The following is an 18,542-nucleotide window of genomic DNA, read 5'->3' on the forward strand; positions in this document are numbered from 1 at the left end:
TTCCTGCCGCTGACTCCTGAAAACGGGCGCATGACAAATGCTTCTTCTCCCCGTCCAGCCCGTTCACACCCCAAGGGTGGCCGGGGGCGGCGGCCTGCTGCCCGCCCTGCCTCCATTTCCCGCCATGAAGACCCGGTGAGGGATCTGGCCTTCGACATCATCTGCGGTGTGGTGGAACATCGCCGGATGCTGGAAACCACGCTGGAGCGCAGCAGCTGCGAGGGACGGGACCGTGCGGCCGCCCACCGTCTGGCGGCGGCCACGCTCCGCCATCTGGGCAGCATGACGGAGCTGCTCCAGCCGCTCCTCCGCCGCCAGCCGCCGGAGCCGGTCCGCTGTGCCCTGCTGCTGGGTGTGGCGCAGATCATCCATCTTCAGACACCCCCTCATGCGGCCGTGGGCACGATCGTGGACCTCCTGCACCGGCGTGGCCTGTCGCCTTTTGCCGGTCTGGCCAATGCCGTCCTGCGCCGTGTGGTGCGGGAGGCTGAAACGCTGAAGGAGGGGCTGGATGATGCCCGGCTGGATGTGCCGCACTGGCTCTGGAGTTCCTGGGGGCGGCGGGCACGGTCCATCACGCAGGGTTTCTATCAGGAAGCGCCGCTGGACCTCACCGTGAAGCCTGGTTATGAGGCCCCGGAAGGGGGCGAGACCCTGCCGACGGGGACGGTCCGCTACCCGGCGGGCACGAAAATGGCAGACCTGCCGGGCTTTGCGGAAGGGCAGTTCTGGGCGCAGGACATGGCGGCGGCCATGCCGGTCCGGCTGATGGGCGACATGCGGGGGAAGCGGGTGGCCGACCTGTGCGCCGCACCGGGGGGCAAGACGGCCCAGCTGCTCTGTGCGGGTGCCGAGGTGATGGCCGTGGAGCGTGAGAAGCCCCGTGCCCAGAGGCTGAAGGAGAATCTGGCCCGCCTCCAGCTGAAGGCCGAGGTCATTGTGGGGGATGCCCTTCGCTGGCGTCCTTCCGAGCCGCTGGATGCCGTGCTGCTGGATGCGCCCTGCTCGGCCACGGGGACGCTGCGGCGTCACCCGGATGTCTTGTGGATCAAACGCCCCCGGGACATCACCACGCTGGCAGCGGGGCAGGACCGTTTCATTGATGCCGCCTATGACATGCTGAAGCCGGGCGGGATGCTGCTCTATGCCGTCTGTTCCCTTCAGGATGAGGAAGGTCCGCAGCGTATCGCTCACGCTCTGGAAGATGGCCGGTGGAAGCTGTCTCCTTTTACGGAGGATGAGCTGGCGGCTCTTCCCCGTGCCCGCACGGAGGAAGGGTACTTCCGTACCCATCCGGGCATGAACGTGGCACAGGGGGGCATGGATGGCTTCTTTGCCGCCCGGCTGATCCGCCGTTAGGAGCGGACCAGCCCGGGATGTCACATCCAGGGCGGGGTGGGCAGGTTCTTGCTGCGGAGGAAGTCCGGGTTGAAGAGCTTGGACTGGTATCGTGCCCCGCCATCGCTGAGGATGGTGACGATGGTATGCCCCGGCCCGAGACGGCGGGCCGTGCGGATGGCCGCAGCAATGTTGATGCCTGATGACCCGCCCACGGAGAGACCTTCTTTCATGGTGAGCTGGTAGATCTGTTCCAGAGCTTCGGCATCGGGGATGCGTTCGGCGTGATCGGGCGCACAGCCTTCCAGATTGGCCGTCACACGGGACTGGCCGATCCCTTCGGTGATGGAACTGCCGGTGATGCTGAGGTCATTGGCGGTCACCCAGCCATACAGGCCGGAGCCCTCCGGGTCGGCCAGGACGATTTCGGGAGATTTCCGGCCATCCCGCTGGGCCAGCTCCCGCAGGCCGAAGGCGATTCCTGCCAGTGTACCGCCGGACCCGCAGGAGCAGGTGAAGGCGTCGACCTTTCCGTCCAGCTGGGACCAGATTTCCGGGGCCGTGGTCGTGCGGTGGGCGTCCCGGTTGGCCGTGTTGTCGAACTGGTTGGCCCAGAAGGCCCCGGTTTCTTCGGCCAGACGGCGGGAGACATGCACGTAATTGCCGGGGTCCCGGTACGGTCTGGCGGGCACGAGGCGCAGGTCCGCTCCGATCATGCGGAGGAAGTCCAGCTTTTCCCGGCTCTGGGTTTCCGGCACGACGATGACGGCCTTGCAGCCCAGTGCATGGGCCACGATCGTGATGCCGATGCCCGTGTTGCCTGCCGTGCCTTCCACGATCGTGCCGCCCTTGCTGAGGGCACCACGGGCAAAACCGTCCTGAATGATGGAAAGGGCCGCCCTGTCCTTGACGGACCCGCCGGGATTCATGAATTCCGCCTTGCCATAGATGGTGCAGCCCGTGATCTCGGAAGCATGATGCAGGCGGATGAGCGGGGTATTGCCAATGGCTTCCACCAGAGAGGGGCAGGGCAAGGCGTGAGGATGGGATGACAGATGTGACATATGTGCTTTGTTCCAGTGGATGGTGTGGGGCGAGGTCATGATGGCAGAGAGGGTATCATCATTATGTTCTACGTAAAATGGTGTGGAAGAATCATTATAACTATTTAAGATGGTTATAATACTCTCCCCGCCATTGAACTCTGGGGAGAGCGGAACAACATCAGGTTGTATGATGAGTGCAGGTCTGGCTGTACGGTTCCGGGTCGTGAATGTTCGCCCGTCTGTTGGGGGAGCGAAACATGGCCGGGACGGGGCGCCTGCGTAGAAGGAGGCTGACATGGAACATTGTACTGCGAAGGAAAGCTGGGACCGTCTTCAGGCTGATGCACGGGCCGTGCTGGTGGATGTCCGTACACCGGAGGAATGGGCGCAGGTAGGTCTGCCAGAGCTGGGAGCTCTGGGCCGGAAGGTTGTGGCGTTGACATGGGGGGCAGGCAGTGAGGCCGAGTTCCTCCACGGACTGGAAGAGGCCGTGCCGGACAAGGCCACGCCGATCTTTTTCATCTGCCGTTCAGGCATGCGGTCGCAGAAGGCTGCCGCACTGGCTGCCCAGGCCGGGTACAGGACGCTGACGAACGTTGCTGATGGCTTCGAAGACAGGCATGGCCCCGGCACGGGGTGGAAGGCCAGCGGCCTGCCTGTGAAGTAGGATCGTTTTACTGCCCGCTGTTCGGGTCCATGTCGGCATCGTAGCGGGGGGTCAGGATGGCACACCACGGGTAACGGCTGTCGTAGCTTCGCCCGTCTGGTGTGCTGACATGGCCGGTGCTGTCCGTTGGAACGTGGGTCAGCGAGACGGCATCATCCACATTGCCTCCCACGATGCTGATTTCCTTGCCGAAAGGCGGGGCATTCTGGCCCGTGGCCACCACGATGCCGCAATGGGCCGGGAAGCCGTAGGAGGTCGGCAGCATGGCATATGTGATGCTGCGGCTCCGTCCACGGCCCACGCAGAGTATGTCCCCCAACCGTGGGGCATAATTGGCGGGATTCTGTGCTGAAATGCCCGGATTGTTGCCGGAGGCTGCGGCATTGATGTAGGTGGCGTGGTTCGGGGAGTAGGGGAAGCGGATATTGGCACCGCCAATGCGCATGACGTAGGAGATGAAGGCGGCGGACCAAGCGTAGTTGCCGTCCCGCTGGAAGGAGAACAGGGTGCCATTGCCATCGGTACGGCCTGTCCAGCGGGCCTCATTTTCTTCCGGGGCCTGGCCGATCCACCAATATTCACCAATGCGCTGCCACAGGCCGGGCAGACGCTCCGGCTTGAGGGCGGGGCTTGTGGGCTCTGGCCTGTCATGCGGGTCCGCATCGGCAACCGGACTTCCGAACATCCGCCATTCCCGCAGGGCGATGGCGGCGACATCCTGACGGTTGAAGGGGGCAAAATTTTCGCTGGCAAAAGCCGGGACATGTGTGTCGTATCCCAGCGGGCCAGTCTGCCCATTGGCATATTGCGTCATGGGGGTGAGAGCAGGAGAATGCTGGCTGCTGCTACATGCGGCAAGCAGGGCCAGACCGCAGAGCGCCCCCCAGCCAGCTAGGGCCCTGCGGGCGACATCCCAATGGGTCGCCTGATTGCTTTCAGAGTGACGAACTGCCTTCATGATGACCTTACGCTTGCCTGCTGCGTCTGTGAGCATTTTTCATGCCCGGAAGAGGCCCAGATTAGAATGTTTTCATAGGATTGGGAACGTATTTTGCTAAAGCGGCAGGAGAAAGGATGGTGGTCTGTCGACTTACCGGGACGGGGTAATATGGTTTCAGGGGCAGGGCGTTATTTTATGTCACAACTATGGCATTTGTAATGCATTTTGAGTAACTGGTCGTATTCGTTCAGAATAAGACTGGGGGATGCAGGGTATGAGACGATACTCCATTCTAGGTACATTCATGTGTTGCGTGTCCCTGATGGTGCTTGGTGGCTGTGATACGGTCAAGATACCGTATAAGGATGAGGATCATGCTTGGGCGGCCCGGACTGGACATGCAACCGTGATCGTACGGGCGTCCGCCATTTTTGGGCAAAAGCAGTATTATTGTGCCAATCTGGTGGAAAACTCGTTCCTCTTCCCGGATACACCGTACTATCGGGACTGGATACGGGTACTGCAGTCCCCCTATCATTTTAAGGGTGACATTACCCGGAAGGCGAAGGCCCTGTTGCGCAAGGCTCCCCGGCAGGCCATGTGCACATTTGTGTTTAGGAATGTTCCTGCTGGAAAATGGGTGTTTTTTGGCAACATCCAGCATTATCTGGCGCAACCGCAGACGTACTGGGTGAGTGGGATGGAGCTGCGCAGCAATATTTCCGGCTTCAACCTGTTGTGGGGAGGTATTGTCGTGCAGGATGACATGGGGGTCATTGCACGACAGGTTGTTCAGGATGGCAACAGGCGAAATGATATCGGCCTGTTCAAGGCCCGACATTTTGGAGCGGCTGCGGATGTCAGTACGTGGCATCCGACAGAGGAAGAAATGAAGGGGCTGGGACTCTCCGACCAGAAGATGCGACAGGTGGTCGAGGCAAAATGATGGCATTCCGTATCTTTTGCCGTCCATCATGCAGACGGTATGGCTGCGCCATAGAGATTTGACGTCACTGGAAGAAGGATCATTCCGGATAATGGTTTTTGGAAAAATGAGACTGTATACTCTGGCAGGACTTGCCGGGATCATGGGACTGTTGAGCGGATGCTCCGGCTATGACGGAAATTTCAAGGTCAAGCAGCTGGCCTGGGCTGGACAGCCAGGTAACAGGACTTTGGCCGTGCAGCTTTCTGGCCACGATAACCTCCATCCACAGCTTTCCTGCAGGGTTGCTGATGTGGATGTCATGCTGATGCCGGATGCCCCGTATTTCCGTGATTATCTCCGCATCGATATGGCACAGGCGGGGTTCAGGGAGAAAATTGGCAACAGCAAGGCCCTTGCCCTGGTGCGGCATGCTGCCCGCAATGATGCCTGTCAGCTGGTGTTTGCCAACCTTCCGGCTGGCAGCTGGCTTCTCGCCACACGGCCTCATTTTTATGTCAATGACGAGGCAGCTGCCCAGCAGGGGAAGCCCTCACAGCATGATGTGGCACCAGCCATGTTCATGTGGAACAGGATTACGGTTGATGCGGATAATGACGTGACGGCCGTGCATGTTGAAAAAGACCTGAGCCGGATTGTCCGCAAGAAGCATCAGTATGTGCGTAAGCACACGCACAAGAAATCAAAGAAGAGGATCCGGGAGTTCCATGGTGAAGGCTCCCCGGATACACAGCAGGACAGCTGGATCATGACCCCGGCAGAGAAACAGGCCCTTGGTATTCCGGGCATGACCCTGACACCAACTGCCGTTGCTCCATCCGGCCAGTAAAGGTTGGCATATATGGCAGGAAACGGAGAGCATTGATCCAATGCGGTGTTGGAACAAGCTCTCCGTTATCCATTGATTTATCCCGCTTTTTTGACGGGTTTGTATTTCAGTTCGTTTTGATAGGTCGTCAGCGGATGTTCTGCATCAGCCGGATAAGGCCCAGCGGAAATGATTTCGATGGCCAGCAGTCCAGCTTCTGTTACAGAGTGTTGACTGGTATGGGGTAGATCAAGGGTAGCCGCTCCTTTAGTCCACCTCATTTTAGAATTTTCCAAATCGAACCAGCCTTCCATATCTTCATGTGTTAGGTGTCTATCGATATTTATGCAATCTATTCCATGGAAATAAAGTATTTCTCCTACCAAAACGCCAAGCTCGCGCCTGTCATCCACGACAGGACCATGGACGTCATAAGGTCTTCCTGTTTTTGAGAGGATGGTTACTCTTTTTACCCCGGCAGGTATGTGAAATACTTTGTAGTTGTTTGAGGACCGTTTTTCCTGAAGAACATGCCCCTGTTCCGTGAGTAGTTGCAAGGCAGGATTGTGGGACACGGTTTCAGTTTTGTAGGCGTGCTGAACTGGAAACAGAAGCTGTTTTGCACGTTCAAGCAGCTTTTGATGGATAGGAGCTACAAAATCTTCTGCTGTGCATAATGGCGCTGCAGCATCTTTCTCCCATGATAGATTTTTTGAAGTAAAATCATATTCTATGACGTTTGTGTCTCCATTATCTCGCTGAAACTGGAAACGGTTTCCTGTATTGAGATAACTTTCCGTAAGAACATTATTTGCAGAAATGATGCTGTGTGTTGATGTTTCTATATGAAATATGTCATAATAAGAGAATGGTCCGCTCTTTTCGGCTGTATCGTGCATGCTTGTATCATAATATATTGATCGTCCGTTCACCATGATACGGACTGGAACAAAATGTTTTTCCAGAAGCAGGCAGTGCTCCGCGGTAACCAGAAGATCCTCGGAAGGTACATTGTCTGCCAGTGCATTTTTTTTGATACGGACCGGATAGCCGGCCATGTCCAAGGGGAGAGATGAGTCTATACGGACCCTGCTCTGTTGGCAGAAGACAACATGCTGGGGAAGAGGCTCATTTCGTCCCGATTCAGGATTGAAAGTAATTACAACGTCATTTCTGGTCAAATTTTCTATCTTTTTCGGCCCTGAGAGGGTTTCAATCATGGTTCCAGAAAGAAAGCATGTATCAAATGTAAATTTCTGGCCAAGTGAGCCATCTGTTGCTGTACCGTTATCGTCCTGCTTGAAGGTGTAAGGAATTCCATTTAACCAAAGAGTAAAATTGTTCCCGATAGACCAAGGAAGTCGAAAATTAAAACTGTATGAATACTGCGCTTGTGTTGGGTCGATCAGGGAGCGTCCATCAATACTGGAAGATGAGCTGCCCGGAACATCAGACGTGATAACGTAATACCCACCACTGCCATTACCAATGATAAAACCATTTACAGCCTTATTTCCCCAAGAGAAATCATAACCACCAGATGTAATGACACTTCCCGTATTCGGATCCTTTATTACAAAGTCCTGTACCTTCTGGTCGGATGCCCGGGTAGGAGTGTGTGTTGTAAAAGTGGCATCAACACCAAACAACTGGGATGTTATGTAGCCATTTCCATTTGCGTCAACAGATAGGGATGCAATATTTACTCTATATGTTCCAAGTGCAACGACAGGCTGCGGATTGCCGGGCATGCATGATTCTCCAAAAGAGCCAATCTTTCCTTTACCATATAATAATAATATTTTAAGTGCAAATTCAATTATCTTTTGAGTAAAATTAACCAAATATCAATAAATGTACATTCTTTTTTCTGGTAAATCGTATTTTCTGATCGGGCAGGTAGCGCATTTCAGGTGCACAAGAGCGGAAGGAAGGTTCCTTTGCTACTCATGTTCTCTTGGTGTTTCGTGGGAACCAGTATCAGACGCCCCCAGTTTTCCTTCGTTATACAGCCCTGACGAGACCGGGCTGTGTCGTCATGTCAGCTTCATCTTCCAGAGAGTTGTTGGCCGACAGGGGATAGGGGCCTGCCGCCATGATCTGTATGGCCAGCAGCCCCGTCTCCACACCATCATTGTATTCCGGCTGACTGGGAAGAGGGAGTCTTGCAGCCCCCTGCGTCCAGCGCATGGAGGGGTTTTCCAGCCCGCACCAGCCATCCAGCTGATCGGTCGTCAGGTGTGTGTCGATGCTGGTGGAATGGGTAGCCTGGAAGTGGAGAATTTCTCCGACCAGTACCCCTAGTGTGCGCCGGTCATCAACAAAGGGGCCGTGAGTGTCACAGGGGCGGCCTGTTCTGGAGACCAGCGTGACATGGGTTGTTCCGAGGGGAATGGAAAAGAGCCGGTACCCTGCGGATGTCCGCTTCTCATGCAGGACCTCTCCCCGGTCCGTGACCAGGTGGAAGGCTGGATCCTCGCAAAGGGCCTCAGCCTTGTAGGGGTGCTGGATGGGGAAACTCAGCTCTTCTGCACGCTGGAGGAATCCCTGATGAAGGGGCGCCACGAATTCCCGGGCCGTGCACAGGGGAGCAGCGGCATCACGGTACCATGACCGTTTCCGTGTAGAGAAGTCATGGGTGATGACATTGCCTGTATGACTGTCATGGCTGGACCCCACGAACTGGTAACGGTTGCCCGTATCCAGATAGCTTTCCGTCATCACATCATTGGCGAAGATGACGCTGTGCATTTCCGTCTCAATGTGGAAAATGTCGCAGGCCATCTGCCGGATTCTGTCTGTCATCTCGAAATGGATGGACCGGCCATTGACCAGCATGCGGGCAGGGACAAAGCGGTCATCAAGAAACAGGCAGTGCTCCGCCGTAACCAGAAGGTCTTCGGAGGGTACGCCATCCGCCAGGGCGTCTTTTCTGATCCGTACAGGGTAGCCGGCCATATCCATATGGGGGGAGGATGTTATCCGCAGCCGACTTCTGCCTGCCCATGTGAGACGTTGCGGCAGGGTCTGCCCGCTGATGGGGTTGTGGGTGAGAATGACATCACCAGTCTTGAGCTCTTCCACCTTGCGGGGGCCGTCTGGCGTTTCGATCAGGCTGCCAGCCAGAAAGCATGTATTGAAGGTAAACTGTTCGTTCAGAGCACCATCAGTGGCTGTACCATCATTGTCCTGATGGAAGTAATAATGCTGACCATTCAGATCGAGGTCGAAGAAGTTGCCATTGGCCCAGTTTCTGGAGGAATCGTTGATGTAAGTGTAACGTGCCTCCGAGGGGTCAAGCAGGGTGGCACCATCAATGGTGGATGAGGAGCTGCCAGGCACGGCGGAGGTGATGATGTAATAGCCCCCCGACCCATTGCCGATGATGAAGCCGTTTACCGACTTGTTGCCCCATGAGTAATCATAACTGCCGGTAAGCTGTTTTTTCGTTTGCGGATCCTGGAAAGTGAAATCCTGGACCTTCTTGTCATTGCGACCGGTCGGGGTATGGGTCGTGAAAGTGGCTTCCACGTTATATTTGGGATTGGAGATGGTGGCCCGTTTCGTTCTCGGGTCAACTGTCAGGGAGGCGATATCCACCAGGTAGGTCCCGGTAGCGACAACGGGTTTCGGGTTACCAGCCAACGTCTGTATCCTTCGGAGGTAAGGCTTGCTCTCCGGAAAGGATATAGGTCGTTCATCTTATAATTTTCTTAACAAAAAATGGCATTAAAGTTGTATAAAAACTAATATAAAGTTAACTTCAAAAAGAAGGACTTCATATTTTTCCGTATGTTGGCCCATGTCATGTTCTGGTCCAAAAGCAGCAGAAGAAGTGGCCAGAAAGCCATGCCACTTCTTCGCCACACTGCTTCAATTTAACGTGAAGTTTTTTCTCATGACTTCCGGGCCGGTGGGGCCATGAAGGCAGGAGAGATGGGTGTGGGGACATGACGTTCCAGAATGGCGTCAATATCCTTCCTGTCCTGATCGGTCAGCTGCCAGCCGAAGACATCCGCAACACCATCAATCTGTTCCGGCTTGCGGGCACCCCACAGGGCAATGGTCGGTCCCTGGTCCAGCACCCAGCGGATGGCCAGCACCATGAGGGACTTGCCGTGGCGGTCCGCAATCGTCTTCAGCTCGTCCACAGCAGCCAGATAGTCCTTGAAGTGCTCTTTCTGGAACTTGGGGTCGCCAGACCGCAGATCACTTTCCGGGAAGGTCTTGTCCGCTGTCATCTTGCCGGTCAGCAGGCCACGGCAGAGCGGGCCATAGGCCAGCGTGACGAGCTTGTGCGTCTTCGCATAGGGCAGCACGTCCTTTTCAATCTCACGTTCAAAGAGATTGTAGGGGGACTGGACACTGGCCAGCGGGGCCACCTCACGGAAGATGTCCATCTGCTCCGGGGAGTAGTTGCTCACGCCAAGGGCACGGATTTTCCCCTCCTTGTGGAGCTTCTGGAGCTCACGGGCCGTCTCGTCGATCGGCGTGTTGGGGTCCGGCCAGTGAACCTGCTCGAGGTCGATGGTCTCGACACGCAGGCGGCGCAGGGAGTCTTCCACTTCCTTGCGGATGCGGGCAGGGCTGGAATTGCGGAACGGCTGGTGATCGTCGTTCCAGTCCAGTGCGAGCTTGGTGGCGATGCGGGCCCTGTGGGGTTTTTCTGCCAGAGCACGGCCCACGACTTCCTCGGAATGACCAAAGCCATAGACCGGAGCGGTGTCGATCAGGTCCACGCCTTCATCAAGGGCACGGTGGATGGTACGGACGGCATTGTCGTCATCAGGGCCGCCCCACATCCAGCCGCCAATGGCCCATGTGCCAAGGGCAACGCGTGATACGGGTCTGTCAAAACCGGGAATGAGAATGGTGTTTTCATTCATGGGTTTGTCTCCATCAGAAAATGAGGGCGGAGGATGCGGAATGAATCGTGCCTCGGCCCGGACCTGGAGGGCGGCCCCTCATCATGCGGGGGCGGGCAAGGCCCTTCCGGCCTCTCCGCCCATATTGGGATAGGGGCGGCGGGTTATGCAACCACCTGTTCTTCTTTTTGGTTTTGAGACGGGAGAAGAGTATGCTCAGCTCAACTCTCAAGGAGAACAAGGACAGACATCATGGCTGATTCACAGACCAGAAAAATCCCCGTCACGGTTCTTACCGGCTTTCTGGGAGCGGGCAAGACCACGCTGCTCAACCACATCCTGACAGCCGATCACGGGCGGAATTACGCCGTGGTGGTCAATGAGTTCGGGGAGCTGGGCATCGACAATGATCTGGTGGTCGATGCTGACGAAGAAATCTTCGAGATGAACAATGGCTGCATCTGCTGCACGGTGCGGGGCGATCTCATCCGGATTCTCAGCCGTCTGCTGCGCCGCCGTGGCAAATTTGATGGCATCATCGTCGAGACTACCGGCCTGGCCGATCCGGCCCCCGTGGCGCAGACCTTCTTCGTGGATGAGGGCATCCGTGAAAAAGCCGAGCTGGATGCCGTCGTGACGGTCGTGGACGCCTACAACGTGCTCCAGACCCTTAAGGAAAGCCCGGAAGCCGTCAATCAGGTGGCTTTTGCCGATGTCATCATCCTGAACAAATGTGACCTTCTGGATGAGGCCGCACTGGCCGGGGTGGAGCAGAAGCTGCGGGCCATCAATTCCGTCGTGCGGATTCATCGGGCCGAGCGGGGCAAGGTGGCTCTGGATGACATCCTCAACCGTGGCGGGTTCGACCTCAGGCGTGCCCTGTCCACCATGCCGGACTTCCTTGAGGAGGACGGGCATGACCACCATCATCACGATCACGACCATTGCCATTGTCATGACCACGACCACCATCATGAGGCCGCCCACGGGCCGGGCGGGCATCATCACGCCCATAGCGAGGATGTGACGAGCCATTCCTTCACCGTGACGGAACCGCTGGATGAGGAACGTTTCCACGCCTGGATCGGCCTTGTCCTGCAGGAGCAGGGACCGGACATCCTGCGGGCAAAGGGCATCCTGCATTTCAGGGGCAAGGACGAGCGTTTTGCCTTCCAGGCCGTGCACATGATGGCGGATGGCGACTATATCGGGCCGTTCAGGGCGGGAGAGACGAAACAGTCCCGCATCGTGTTCATTGGCCGCAAGCTGGACTGTGCACAGCTTCAGCGTGGCTTTGAAGGGTGTGTGGCCGTATGAGTGCGCCGCAGAGCAGGACCCTGTTGCAGACCCGTGGGGCCGAGCGTCAGTTTGAGGCTCCGATCACCGGCGTGCAGGCCAGCCGTGATGGCCGGACCTTTGCCGCCCTGACGATGGATGGAGAGCTCATCCTCATCTCCCGGGACGGCCTGCGGGCTTCCGAAGACTGGCAGTGCCTGTCTGTGCATGACGGGGCGGTGTCCCTTGCGCAGGGTTGCGGGAAGGACAGCTTCCTCAGTGGCGGGGAAGATGGCCGTGTCGTGGAAACACGGGCCGATGGCACCATGACAGACCGTCATGAGGGCCGTGGCTGGGTGGACTGTCTGGCCAGTACGCCTACCCACTGGGCCTGCGCCAGCAGGAAGGAGGTTCATCTCTACGCCCACGGCGCGGATGAACCCCTGAAGGTGCTGGACCATCCTTCGGCCCTGAGCGGTCTTGCCTTCGATGCCAAAGGCAAGAGGCTGGCTGCCTCGCATTATAATGGCGTGTCCATGTGGTTCGTGCAGGCGAAGGACGCCAATGTCCGTTCTCTGGAATGGAAGGGCAGCCATACCGGGCTGTGCATCCATCCGGGCGGCGAGGCACTGGTGACGAGCATGCAGGAGAATGAGCTGCATGGCTGGCGTCTGTCTGACGGGCACAACATGCGCATGAGTGGCTATCCCCGCAAGATCGGGTCCATGAGCTTCACCCGCAAGGGTCGCTGGCTGGCCACATCAGGGGCGGATGCCGCCGTGCTGTGGCCGTTCTTCGGGGGGGGGCCGATGGGCAAGCCTCCCATGGAGCTGGCCCGCCTGCCGGGGCTGTTCGTGACCTGCGTCTGTGCCCATCCCACGGATGACATTCTGGCCATCGGGTTTGAGGATGGCACGGTCCTTCTGGCGGAAGTGCCCAATCATGCTGACGAGGCTGCCGCAGGAGAGGGCCGCATCCTGCCACTCTGCAATGGCCAGCGCAGCGGTGGTGCCGCCCGTGGTGCTGTGAATGCCATCGCCTTCACCCCGCAGGGGGGAGCCGTCATCTTCGGGACCGAAGAAGGCTATGTCGGGGTTGTGGACTTGTCCGCTCAGGGCTGATGTCCTCAGGGATGGTCTGCCTCCAGTCCGGCAGACCATCTTTTTTTCTCAGTCCTTGGACTGTTTGTTCTCTTCGTGTTTCTTCTGGAGATACCCTTCCTGCCGGGCCATGAACTGGTCGGCCAGACGCCCGTAGAGGGAGTGGGGGCAGACCATGCGTGAGACACCAAAGGCCAGAAAAGCCGTGGCCAGCAGGGCCAGGGTGATCTGCTGGTTGTCGCACATTTCCATCACGATGACGGTGGCCGTCAGCGGGGACTGCACCACACCGGAGAAATAGCCGACCATGCCCAGCAGCACGACGGCTCCGGGGGCTGTGTGGGGTAGGAAGCGGGCAACCCAGCCCCCCACCGAGGCTCCTATGGAGAGGGACGGCGCAAACAGCCCGCCCGGTATGCCGGAGCAGTAGGAGATGATGGTGGCGGCATATTTCATCAGGAAATAGGACATGTGAGCATGGCGGGAGCCAGCCACCAGATGATGGGCCTGCACATAGCCCGTGCCGAACGTGTCACCGTGGCTGGCAAAGCCCAGCATGGCGAGGATGATCCCGCACAGGGCCGTGAACAGGATGGGCCGGTTCTTCTGGATGGACCCGATGAAGCCGGGCAGACCCTTGCCGACCCGGATGAGAATGGTGGAGAAGAGCCCCCCGCCCAGCCCGCCGAGAATGCCGCAGGCCAGCACGGCAATCCAGGCCGTTCCGACGGGAACATCCACCGAGGCATGGCCGAAATAGGTATAGTTTCCGCCCGTCAGGACAATGGCTGTCACACCGGCGAGGACGACGCCCGTCAGCATCACGCCGGATGTCCGCTGCTGGAAGGAACTGGCCAGTTCTTCGATGGCGAAGACAATGCCAGCCAGGGGTGTGTTGAAGGCGGCGGCCACACCGGCAGCCCCGCCTGCCAGGATGACACCCCGACGGGTCGAGACGTTGGCATGGCCCAAGAAGCGGGAATAGGCGTTCATGATGGCCGCCCCGACCTGCACCGTGGGGCCTTCCCGCCCGATGGAGGCCCCGCAGAGCAGGCCGAGTGTGGTCATGCACACCTTTCCGACGGCAATGCGCAGGGCAAGGATGCGGTTGACGAGGGAGAAGTCCTCAATATGCAGCGTGGCGATGGTCTGCGGGATGCCGGACCCCTGCGCCCCGGGGAAGAAGCGTTTTGTCAGCCACATGGAGAGGGCGAGCCCGCTGGGAATGACAGCGAACATGACATAGGGATTCCAGTGCTGGAGGCCCATGCAGAGGGAGCTGGCATAGTCAGCCGCCCGGGCGAACAGCCACGCCGCAATGCCGACCGTGATGGCCCCGGCCCAGAAGATGAAGGTCCGTCGCCACTGCGAGGTGCGCATCCGGGCCGAACGGCGGAAATGCGTGATGCGGTTGCGCCGCCTCATGGCGTGGGGTGAACCGGGGGCAGGAGCGGGGGCGCTTTGGGAAGAATCGGACACGTCTGGGGTGGATCCGTCACAGGGCTGGGGGTGAAGAGGTCATGCCCTGTTTCGGACGGAGCCTTCCCTGCGGTCAAGGGGGGCCATGGTTTTGCATGGCAGATGTGACATGACGGTTACATGACGAGCACACCGCTGGCCCCGGGCTTGTGGCGTTTGGCGAGGTCCTCCGGCTCCACATGGATATGGATGGAGGAGCGGCCCAGCACGGCCCGGATGGCATTTTCGATCCGGTCGCAGATGTCGTGGGCGTCCGTGATGCGCATCTCATCCGGCACGATGAGGTGGAACTCCACGAAATAGAGGGACCCCACCCGCCTCATGCGGAGGTCGTGGGCCTCCAGTGCTCCCTGGCCTGCCTGCGTGATGGTCTGGCCGACCTCATGGACCAGTTCCGGCGGTGGAGCCTCGTCCAGCAGGCCGGTCATGGAATGGCGCATCATGCCGAAGCCGGTCCAGAGGACATTCAGGGCCACGAGGGCGGAGAGCAGCGGGTCCAGCCAGAGCCAGTGCAGCAGGGGGATGAGGCAGACACCGACCAGCAGGGCCAGGCTGGCCCAGACATCGGAGAGAACATGATCCCCGGCCGAACTAAGGGCCTGTGAGTGATGTGTCCGGCCCATCCGTCGCAGGATGAGGGCCCAGATGAGGTTGATGACCCCGGCAGAGGCATTGAGGAGCGCCCCCGGCAGGGGAGCTTCCGGGGCCTGTATGTGCAGGGCATCGTGCCCGGCAATGGCCAGGATGACCAGGGCCGTCAGCACCACCAGAACCCCCTCGATGACGGCCCAGACATATTCCGCCTTGCCGTGCCCGTAAGGGTGGTTGTCATCTGCCGGGCGGGCGGCAAAGGCCACGGCCCAGAGCGTGCCGACGGAGGCCAGAACGTTGAGGATGGTTTCGATGGCATCGGACAGCAGGGCACCGGAGCCGGAGACGGCCCATGCCGCATATTTGATGCCCAGCACCACGAGGCTGACGAGGATGGAAAGACGGGCCACCCGCAGGCGGAGTGGCGTGGTCGTGTTCTCCCTTGGCACGGCGGTTTCAGGCGTGGTGGTGGTCATGGGTGCAGTCCGTCTCTTTCGGGGCGGTGTGGGGGGTGTTGCAGCCGGGTGTGGCGCAGCCGGCTCCTTCGGGCGGTTCCACCTGGAAGGTGGGATGGCCTATGGCGAATTCCTCCCGCAGCAGGATGGTCGCCCGGGCCAGAAGGTCGGCCGTCCGGCTCTGGGCTTCCAGAATGGTGCAGTCTTCCGGCACGGGGTGGAGGACCAGATGGACCGTCAGGGCTGTCTCGGTCGTGCTGATGGGCCAGATGTGAAGGTGATGCAGGTCGGCAATGCCGGGCAGGCTCCGCAGGGCGTCTTCCACGGCACGGGGAGTGATGGTCTGCGGCACGCCATCAAGGGCCAGGCCGAGTGCATGGGTCAGCAGGGACCATGTCCCCCAGATGATGAGTCCCGACACGATGAGGCTGGCCAGAGGGTCGATGCAGGAGAAGCCGGTCAGCGTGATGAGGACACCGGCAATGACCACGCCCAGGGCCATGAGGGCATCGGAGGCCATGTGCAGGAAGGCTCCCCGCATGTTCAGGTCATGATGGGCGCCCCGCATGAGCAGCAGGGCCGTCCCGCCATTGATGAGGATGCCGATGCCCGCCACGATGCTGATGGTCTGTCCCTGCACGGTTTCGGGATGGATGAGGTGCCAGATGGCCTGCCAGATGATGCCCCCGGTGACGAGCAGGAGGATGGTGGCGTTGAGCAGGGCCGTCAGGATGGTGGCGCGTTTCAGCCCGTAGGTGAAGCGTTCGCTGGGGGTGCGGCGGGCGAGTATCTGGGCCCCCCATGCGGCCAGCAGGCTCAGCACGTCCGAGAGATTGTGCCCCGCATCGGCCAGCAGGGAGAGGGAGTGGGCGGCGAAGCCCCATCCGGCTTCCCCGACGAGATAGAGCGTGTTGAGGATGATGGCGATGAGGAACGTGCCACCAAAGGAGGCCGGAGCGTGGACATGCCCGTGCCCGCCATGATGATGGTGCCCATGCCCATGCCCATGCCCATGCCCATGCCCATGCCCGTCGTGGTGATCATGGTCGTGGTGGGAGCAGGCTGTGCCTTCTGCCGGCTCGTGTGGAGGATGGGGCGTGGTCGTCATGGAGGAACCCTGATAGGCACGAAGATGTATGAGGGGATGCAGTATAAGTTAGACCTATCCAGCTTTCACCATTTTTCTTGTCCTGTTTCACATGGAGCAGGGCAGGGACCGGGACCGGTGGCCTGTCTGTCCTCCCTGCTTGCCAGTGCCCCGGTGCTGGCTTTAAAGGAACGGGCATGACAGCCTTTTCCCCCATGCTCCGCCTCAGCAATCTTGCCCTCCCTCTCGACCACACGCCGGAAGACCTCCGGGCCGCCATCGTGGCCCGTCTGGCCGTAAGGCCGGAGGAGCTGCTGGCCTATCATGTCTTCCGCCGGGGGCATGATGCCCGACGGCGGGGGAACATCCAGCTCGTCTATACGCTGGACTGTGAGCTGCGGGAGCTGGATGCCGTGCTGGCCCGTTTCAGCGGGGACCAGCATGTCCGTCCGACGCCGGACATGCGCTGGATTCCGCCCGTCCTGCCCTCTCACGCCGCCGGGCGCACGCAGCGGCCCGTCGTGATCGGGGCGGGGCCCTGTGGCCTGATGGCAGCTCTCGTGCTGGCCCAGGCGGGGCTGAAGCCGATCATCATAGAGCGTGGCCGGGCCGTGAGGGACCGTACGGTCGATACGTTCGCCCTCTGGCGGAAATCCCGCTTCACGGCAGAAAGCAACGTGCAGTTCGGTGAAGGGGGAGCCGGAACATTCTCCGATGGCAAGCTCTATTCCGGCGTGTCGGATCCCCGCCATCTGGGGCGCAAGGTGCTGGAGGAGTTCGTGAAGGCCGGTGCGCCGGAGGAAATCCTGACCCTCTCCAAGCCGCATATCGGGACGTTCCGGCTCGTGACGGTCGTGCAGTCCCTGCGGGCGCAGATCGAGGAGCTGGGAGGGGAATACCGTTTCGAGACCCGGCTGGAGGGCATCGAGACGGCACCCTGTGAGGGTGGTGGCCGACAGGTGACGGGGCTGCGTCTCTCCACCGGGGAAGTGCTGCCTGCTGACCGGGTGATTCTGGCGGTCGGTCATTCTGCCCGGGACACGTTCGCCATGCTGCATGAGGAAGGTGTGCCGATGCAGGCCAAGCCTTTCTCCATCGGAGTGCGGATCGAGCATCCGCAGGCGGTGATCGACGTGGCCCGGTTTGGCCCGCAGGCGGGGCATCCGCTGCTTGGTGCGGCCGATTACAAGCTGGTGCATCATGCCAGCACGGGGCGGGGTGTCTATTCCTTCTGCATGTGTCCCGGTGGGCAGGTCGTGGCGGCAACCTCGGAGAAGGATCAGGTCGTCACGAACGGGATGAGCCAGTATTCCCGGGCCGAGCGGAACGCCAATAGCGGCATCGTGGTGGAGGTCCGCCCCGGTGTCGATTTCCCGGATGAGCCGCTGGCGGGGATCGCCTTCCAGCGTCAGTGGGAGAAGGCGGCCTTCGTGGCAGGTGGCGGGGATTATCGTGCTCCGGCGCAGCGTGTGGGGGACTTCCTTGCAGGGCGGGCCTCCACCTCTCTGGGCACGGTCGTGCCCTCTTACCAGCCCGGTGTGACGCCGACTGACCTTTCCCGTTGTCTGCCGGATTTCGTGGTGGCCTCCATCCGGGAAGCCCTGCCCCGGTTCGAGCGCAGGATCAAGGGTTACAGCATGGATGATGCCGTGATGACCGGTGTCGAGACACGGACATCCTCGCCCTTGCGGATTGACCGTGACGCCACGGGCCAGAGTCCAGCTCTGCGGGGGCTTTTCCCTGCTGGTGAGGGAGCTGGCTATGCTGGGGGAATCCTCTCCGCCGGGATTGACGGCATCCGTGTGGCGGAGTGGCTGGTGGCCTCCCTGTGATGGGAGGCCAGATGGGAGTTCTGCGGGCTCCCTCATGAATATTGGAAATCATTTATTAATGAAACATATCATAATTACCTAACATAACAGAGCATATTAACATAAAATTAAAA

Annotated in this window: 15 protein-coding genes; 7 read left to right on the plus strand and 8 right to left on the minus strand. The window is 59.4% G+C overall.

All coding sequences use genetic code 11. The annotated features are described in order from the left end of the window. The first annotated feature begins 30 nt into the window (after nt 1-30). Complete coding sequence (locus tag CPA54_RS00665) at nt 31-1,359, plus strand: RsmB/NOP family class I SAM-dependent RNA methyltransferase (RefSeq protein ID WP_086431828.1); 1,329 nt, start codon at nt 31-33, stop codon at nt 1,357-1,359. A gap of 20 nt (nt 1,360-1,379) precedes the next feature. Here the strand turns inward: CPA54_RS00665 and CPA54_RS00670 are convergent, their stop codons facing one another. Continuing rightward, nucleotides 1,380-2,402: a cysteine synthase A gene (locus CPA54_RS00670; RefSeq protein ID WP_081562599.1), complete on the minus strand. Its 1,023-nt coding sequence runs from the start codon at nt 2,400-2,402 to the stop codon at nt 1,380-1,382. Nucleotides 2,403-2,679: 277 nt separating this feature from the next. Here CPA54_RS00670 and CPA54_RS00675 point away from each other — a divergent pair, with 277 nt between their 5' ends. Beyond that, on the plus strand, nt 2,680-3,051 hold the full coding sequence (locus CPA54_RS00675; RefSeq protein WP_043560957.1) for a rhodanese-like domain-containing protein: 372 nt from the start codon (nt 2,680-2,682) through the stop codon (nt 3,049-3,051). A 7-nt stretch (nt 3,052-3,058) separates the two neighbouring features. On the opposite strand, the gene CPA54_RS00680 is transcribed toward CPA54_RS00675, so the two are convergent. Continuing rightward, nucleotides 3,059-4,009 carry a DUF2272 domain-containing protein gene (locus CPA54_RS00680; protein WP_081847765.1) on the minus strand — a complete coding sequence of 317 codons (951 nt, stop codon included), beginning with the start codon at nt 4,007-4,009 and terminating at the stop codon, nt 3,059-3,061. 295 nt (nt 4,010-4,304) lie between these two features. Here CPA54_RS00680 and CPA54_RS00685 point away from each other — a divergent pair, with 295 nt between their 5' ends. Together CPA54_RS00685 and CPA54_RS00690 are read left to right on the plus strand one after the other, a co-directional pair. Continuing rightward, entirely contained in the window at nt 4,305-4,937 is a 633-nt protein-coding gene (locus CPA54_RS00685; RefSeq protein ID WP_249085362.1) for a hypothetical protein, read from the plus strand. A gap of 106 nt (nt 4,938-5,043) precedes the next feature. Continuing rightward, nucleotides 5,044-5,766: a hypothetical protein gene (locus tag CPA54_RS00690; protein WP_249085363.1), complete on the plus strand. Its 723-nt coding sequence runs from the start codon at nt 5,044-5,046 to the stop codon at nt 5,764-5,766. 77 nt (nt 5,767-5,843) lie between these two features. Here CPA54_RS00690 and CPA54_RS00695 read toward each other — a convergent pair whose 3' ends face one another. The 3 genes from CPA54_RS00695 to CPA54_RS00705 all read right to left on the minus strand — a co-directional run bounded on the left by CPA54_RS00695 (nt 5,844) and on the right by CPA54_RS00705 (nt 10,631). Further along, complete coding sequence (locus CPA54_RS00695) at nt 5,844-7,589, minus strand: Hint domain-containing protein (protein ID WP_249085364.1); 1,746 nt, start codon at nt 7,587-7,589, stop codon at nt 5,844-5,846. A 160-nt stretch (nt 7,590-7,749) separates the two neighbouring features. After that, nucleotides 7,750-9,390 carry a Hint domain-containing protein gene (locus CPA54_RS00700; RefSeq protein WP_249085365.1) on the minus strand — a complete coding sequence of 547 codons (1,641 nt, stop codon included), beginning with the start codon at nt 9,388-9,390 and terminating at the stop codon, nt 7,750-7,752. A 251-nt stretch (nt 9,391-9,641) separates the two neighbouring features. Next, a complete protein-coding gene (locus tag CPA54_RS00705) occupies nt 9,642-10,631 on the minus strand; it encodes an aldo/keto reductase (RefSeq protein ID WP_081562594.1) in 990 nt (329 codons plus the stop codon). 231 nt (nt 10,632-10,862) lie between these two features. Between CPA54_RS00705 and CPA54_RS00710 the strand changes: the two genes are divergently transcribed. Both CPA54_RS00710 and CPA54_RS00715 read left to right on the plus strand, forming a co-directional pair. Beyond that, entirely contained in the window at nt 10,863-11,927 is a 1,065-nt protein-coding gene (locus CPA54_RS00710) for a GTP-binding protein (RefSeq protein WP_248460380.1), read from the plus strand. Further along, nucleotides 11,924-13,006, plus strand: coding sequence for a WD40 repeat domain-containing protein (locus CPA54_RS00715; protein WP_249085366.1), 1,083 nt, complete (start codon nt 11,924-11,926; stop codon nt 13,004-13,006). The genes CPA54_RS00710 and CPA54_RS00715 overlap by 4 nt, the downstream gene beginning before the upstream one ends. A 48-nt stretch (nt 13,007-13,054) precedes the next feature. Here CPA54_RS00715 and CPA54_RS00720 read toward each other — a convergent pair whose 3' ends face one another. From CPA54_RS00720 to CPA54_RS00730, 3 genes are all read right to left on the minus strand, one after another. Beyond that, nucleotides 13,055-14,410: a chloride channel protein gene (locus CPA54_RS00720; RefSeq protein ID WP_103765828.1), complete on the minus strand. Its 1,356-nt coding sequence runs from the start codon at nt 14,408-14,410 to the stop codon at nt 13,055-13,057. 170 nt (nt 14,411-14,580) lie between these two features. After that, nucleotides 14,581-15,531, minus strand: coding sequence for a cation diffusion facilitator family transporter (locus CPA54_RS00725; RefSeq protein WP_086441335.1), 951 nt, complete (start codon nt 15,529-15,531; stop codon nt 14,581-14,583). Beyond that, nucleotides 15,512-16,618, minus strand: a complete 1,107-nt coding sequence (locus CPA54_RS00730; protein ID WP_249085367.1) for a cation diffusion facilitator family transporter — start codon at nt 16,616-16,618, stop codon at nt 15,512-15,514. Before CPA54_RS00730 ends, CPA54_RS00725 begins: the two co-directional genes overlap by 20 nt. A gap of 194 nt (nt 16,619-16,812) precedes the next feature. Here CPA54_RS00730 and CPA54_RS00735 point away from each other — a divergent pair, with 194 nt between their 5' ends. Continuing rightward, complete coding sequence (locus CPA54_RS00735; protein ID WP_249085676.1) at nt 16,813-18,429, plus strand: NAD(P)/FAD-dependent oxidoreductase; 1,617 nt, start codon at nt 16,813-16,815, stop codon at nt 18,427-18,429. The last annotated feature ends 113 nt before the right edge of the window (nt 18,430-18,542 follow it).

Origin of the sequence: Parasaccharibacter sp. TMW2.1890 (assembly GCF_023337645.1) — a bacterium.
Classification (GTDB): Bacteria; Pseudomonadota; Alphaproteobacteria; order Acetobacterales; family Acetobacteraceae; genus Bombella; species Bombella apis.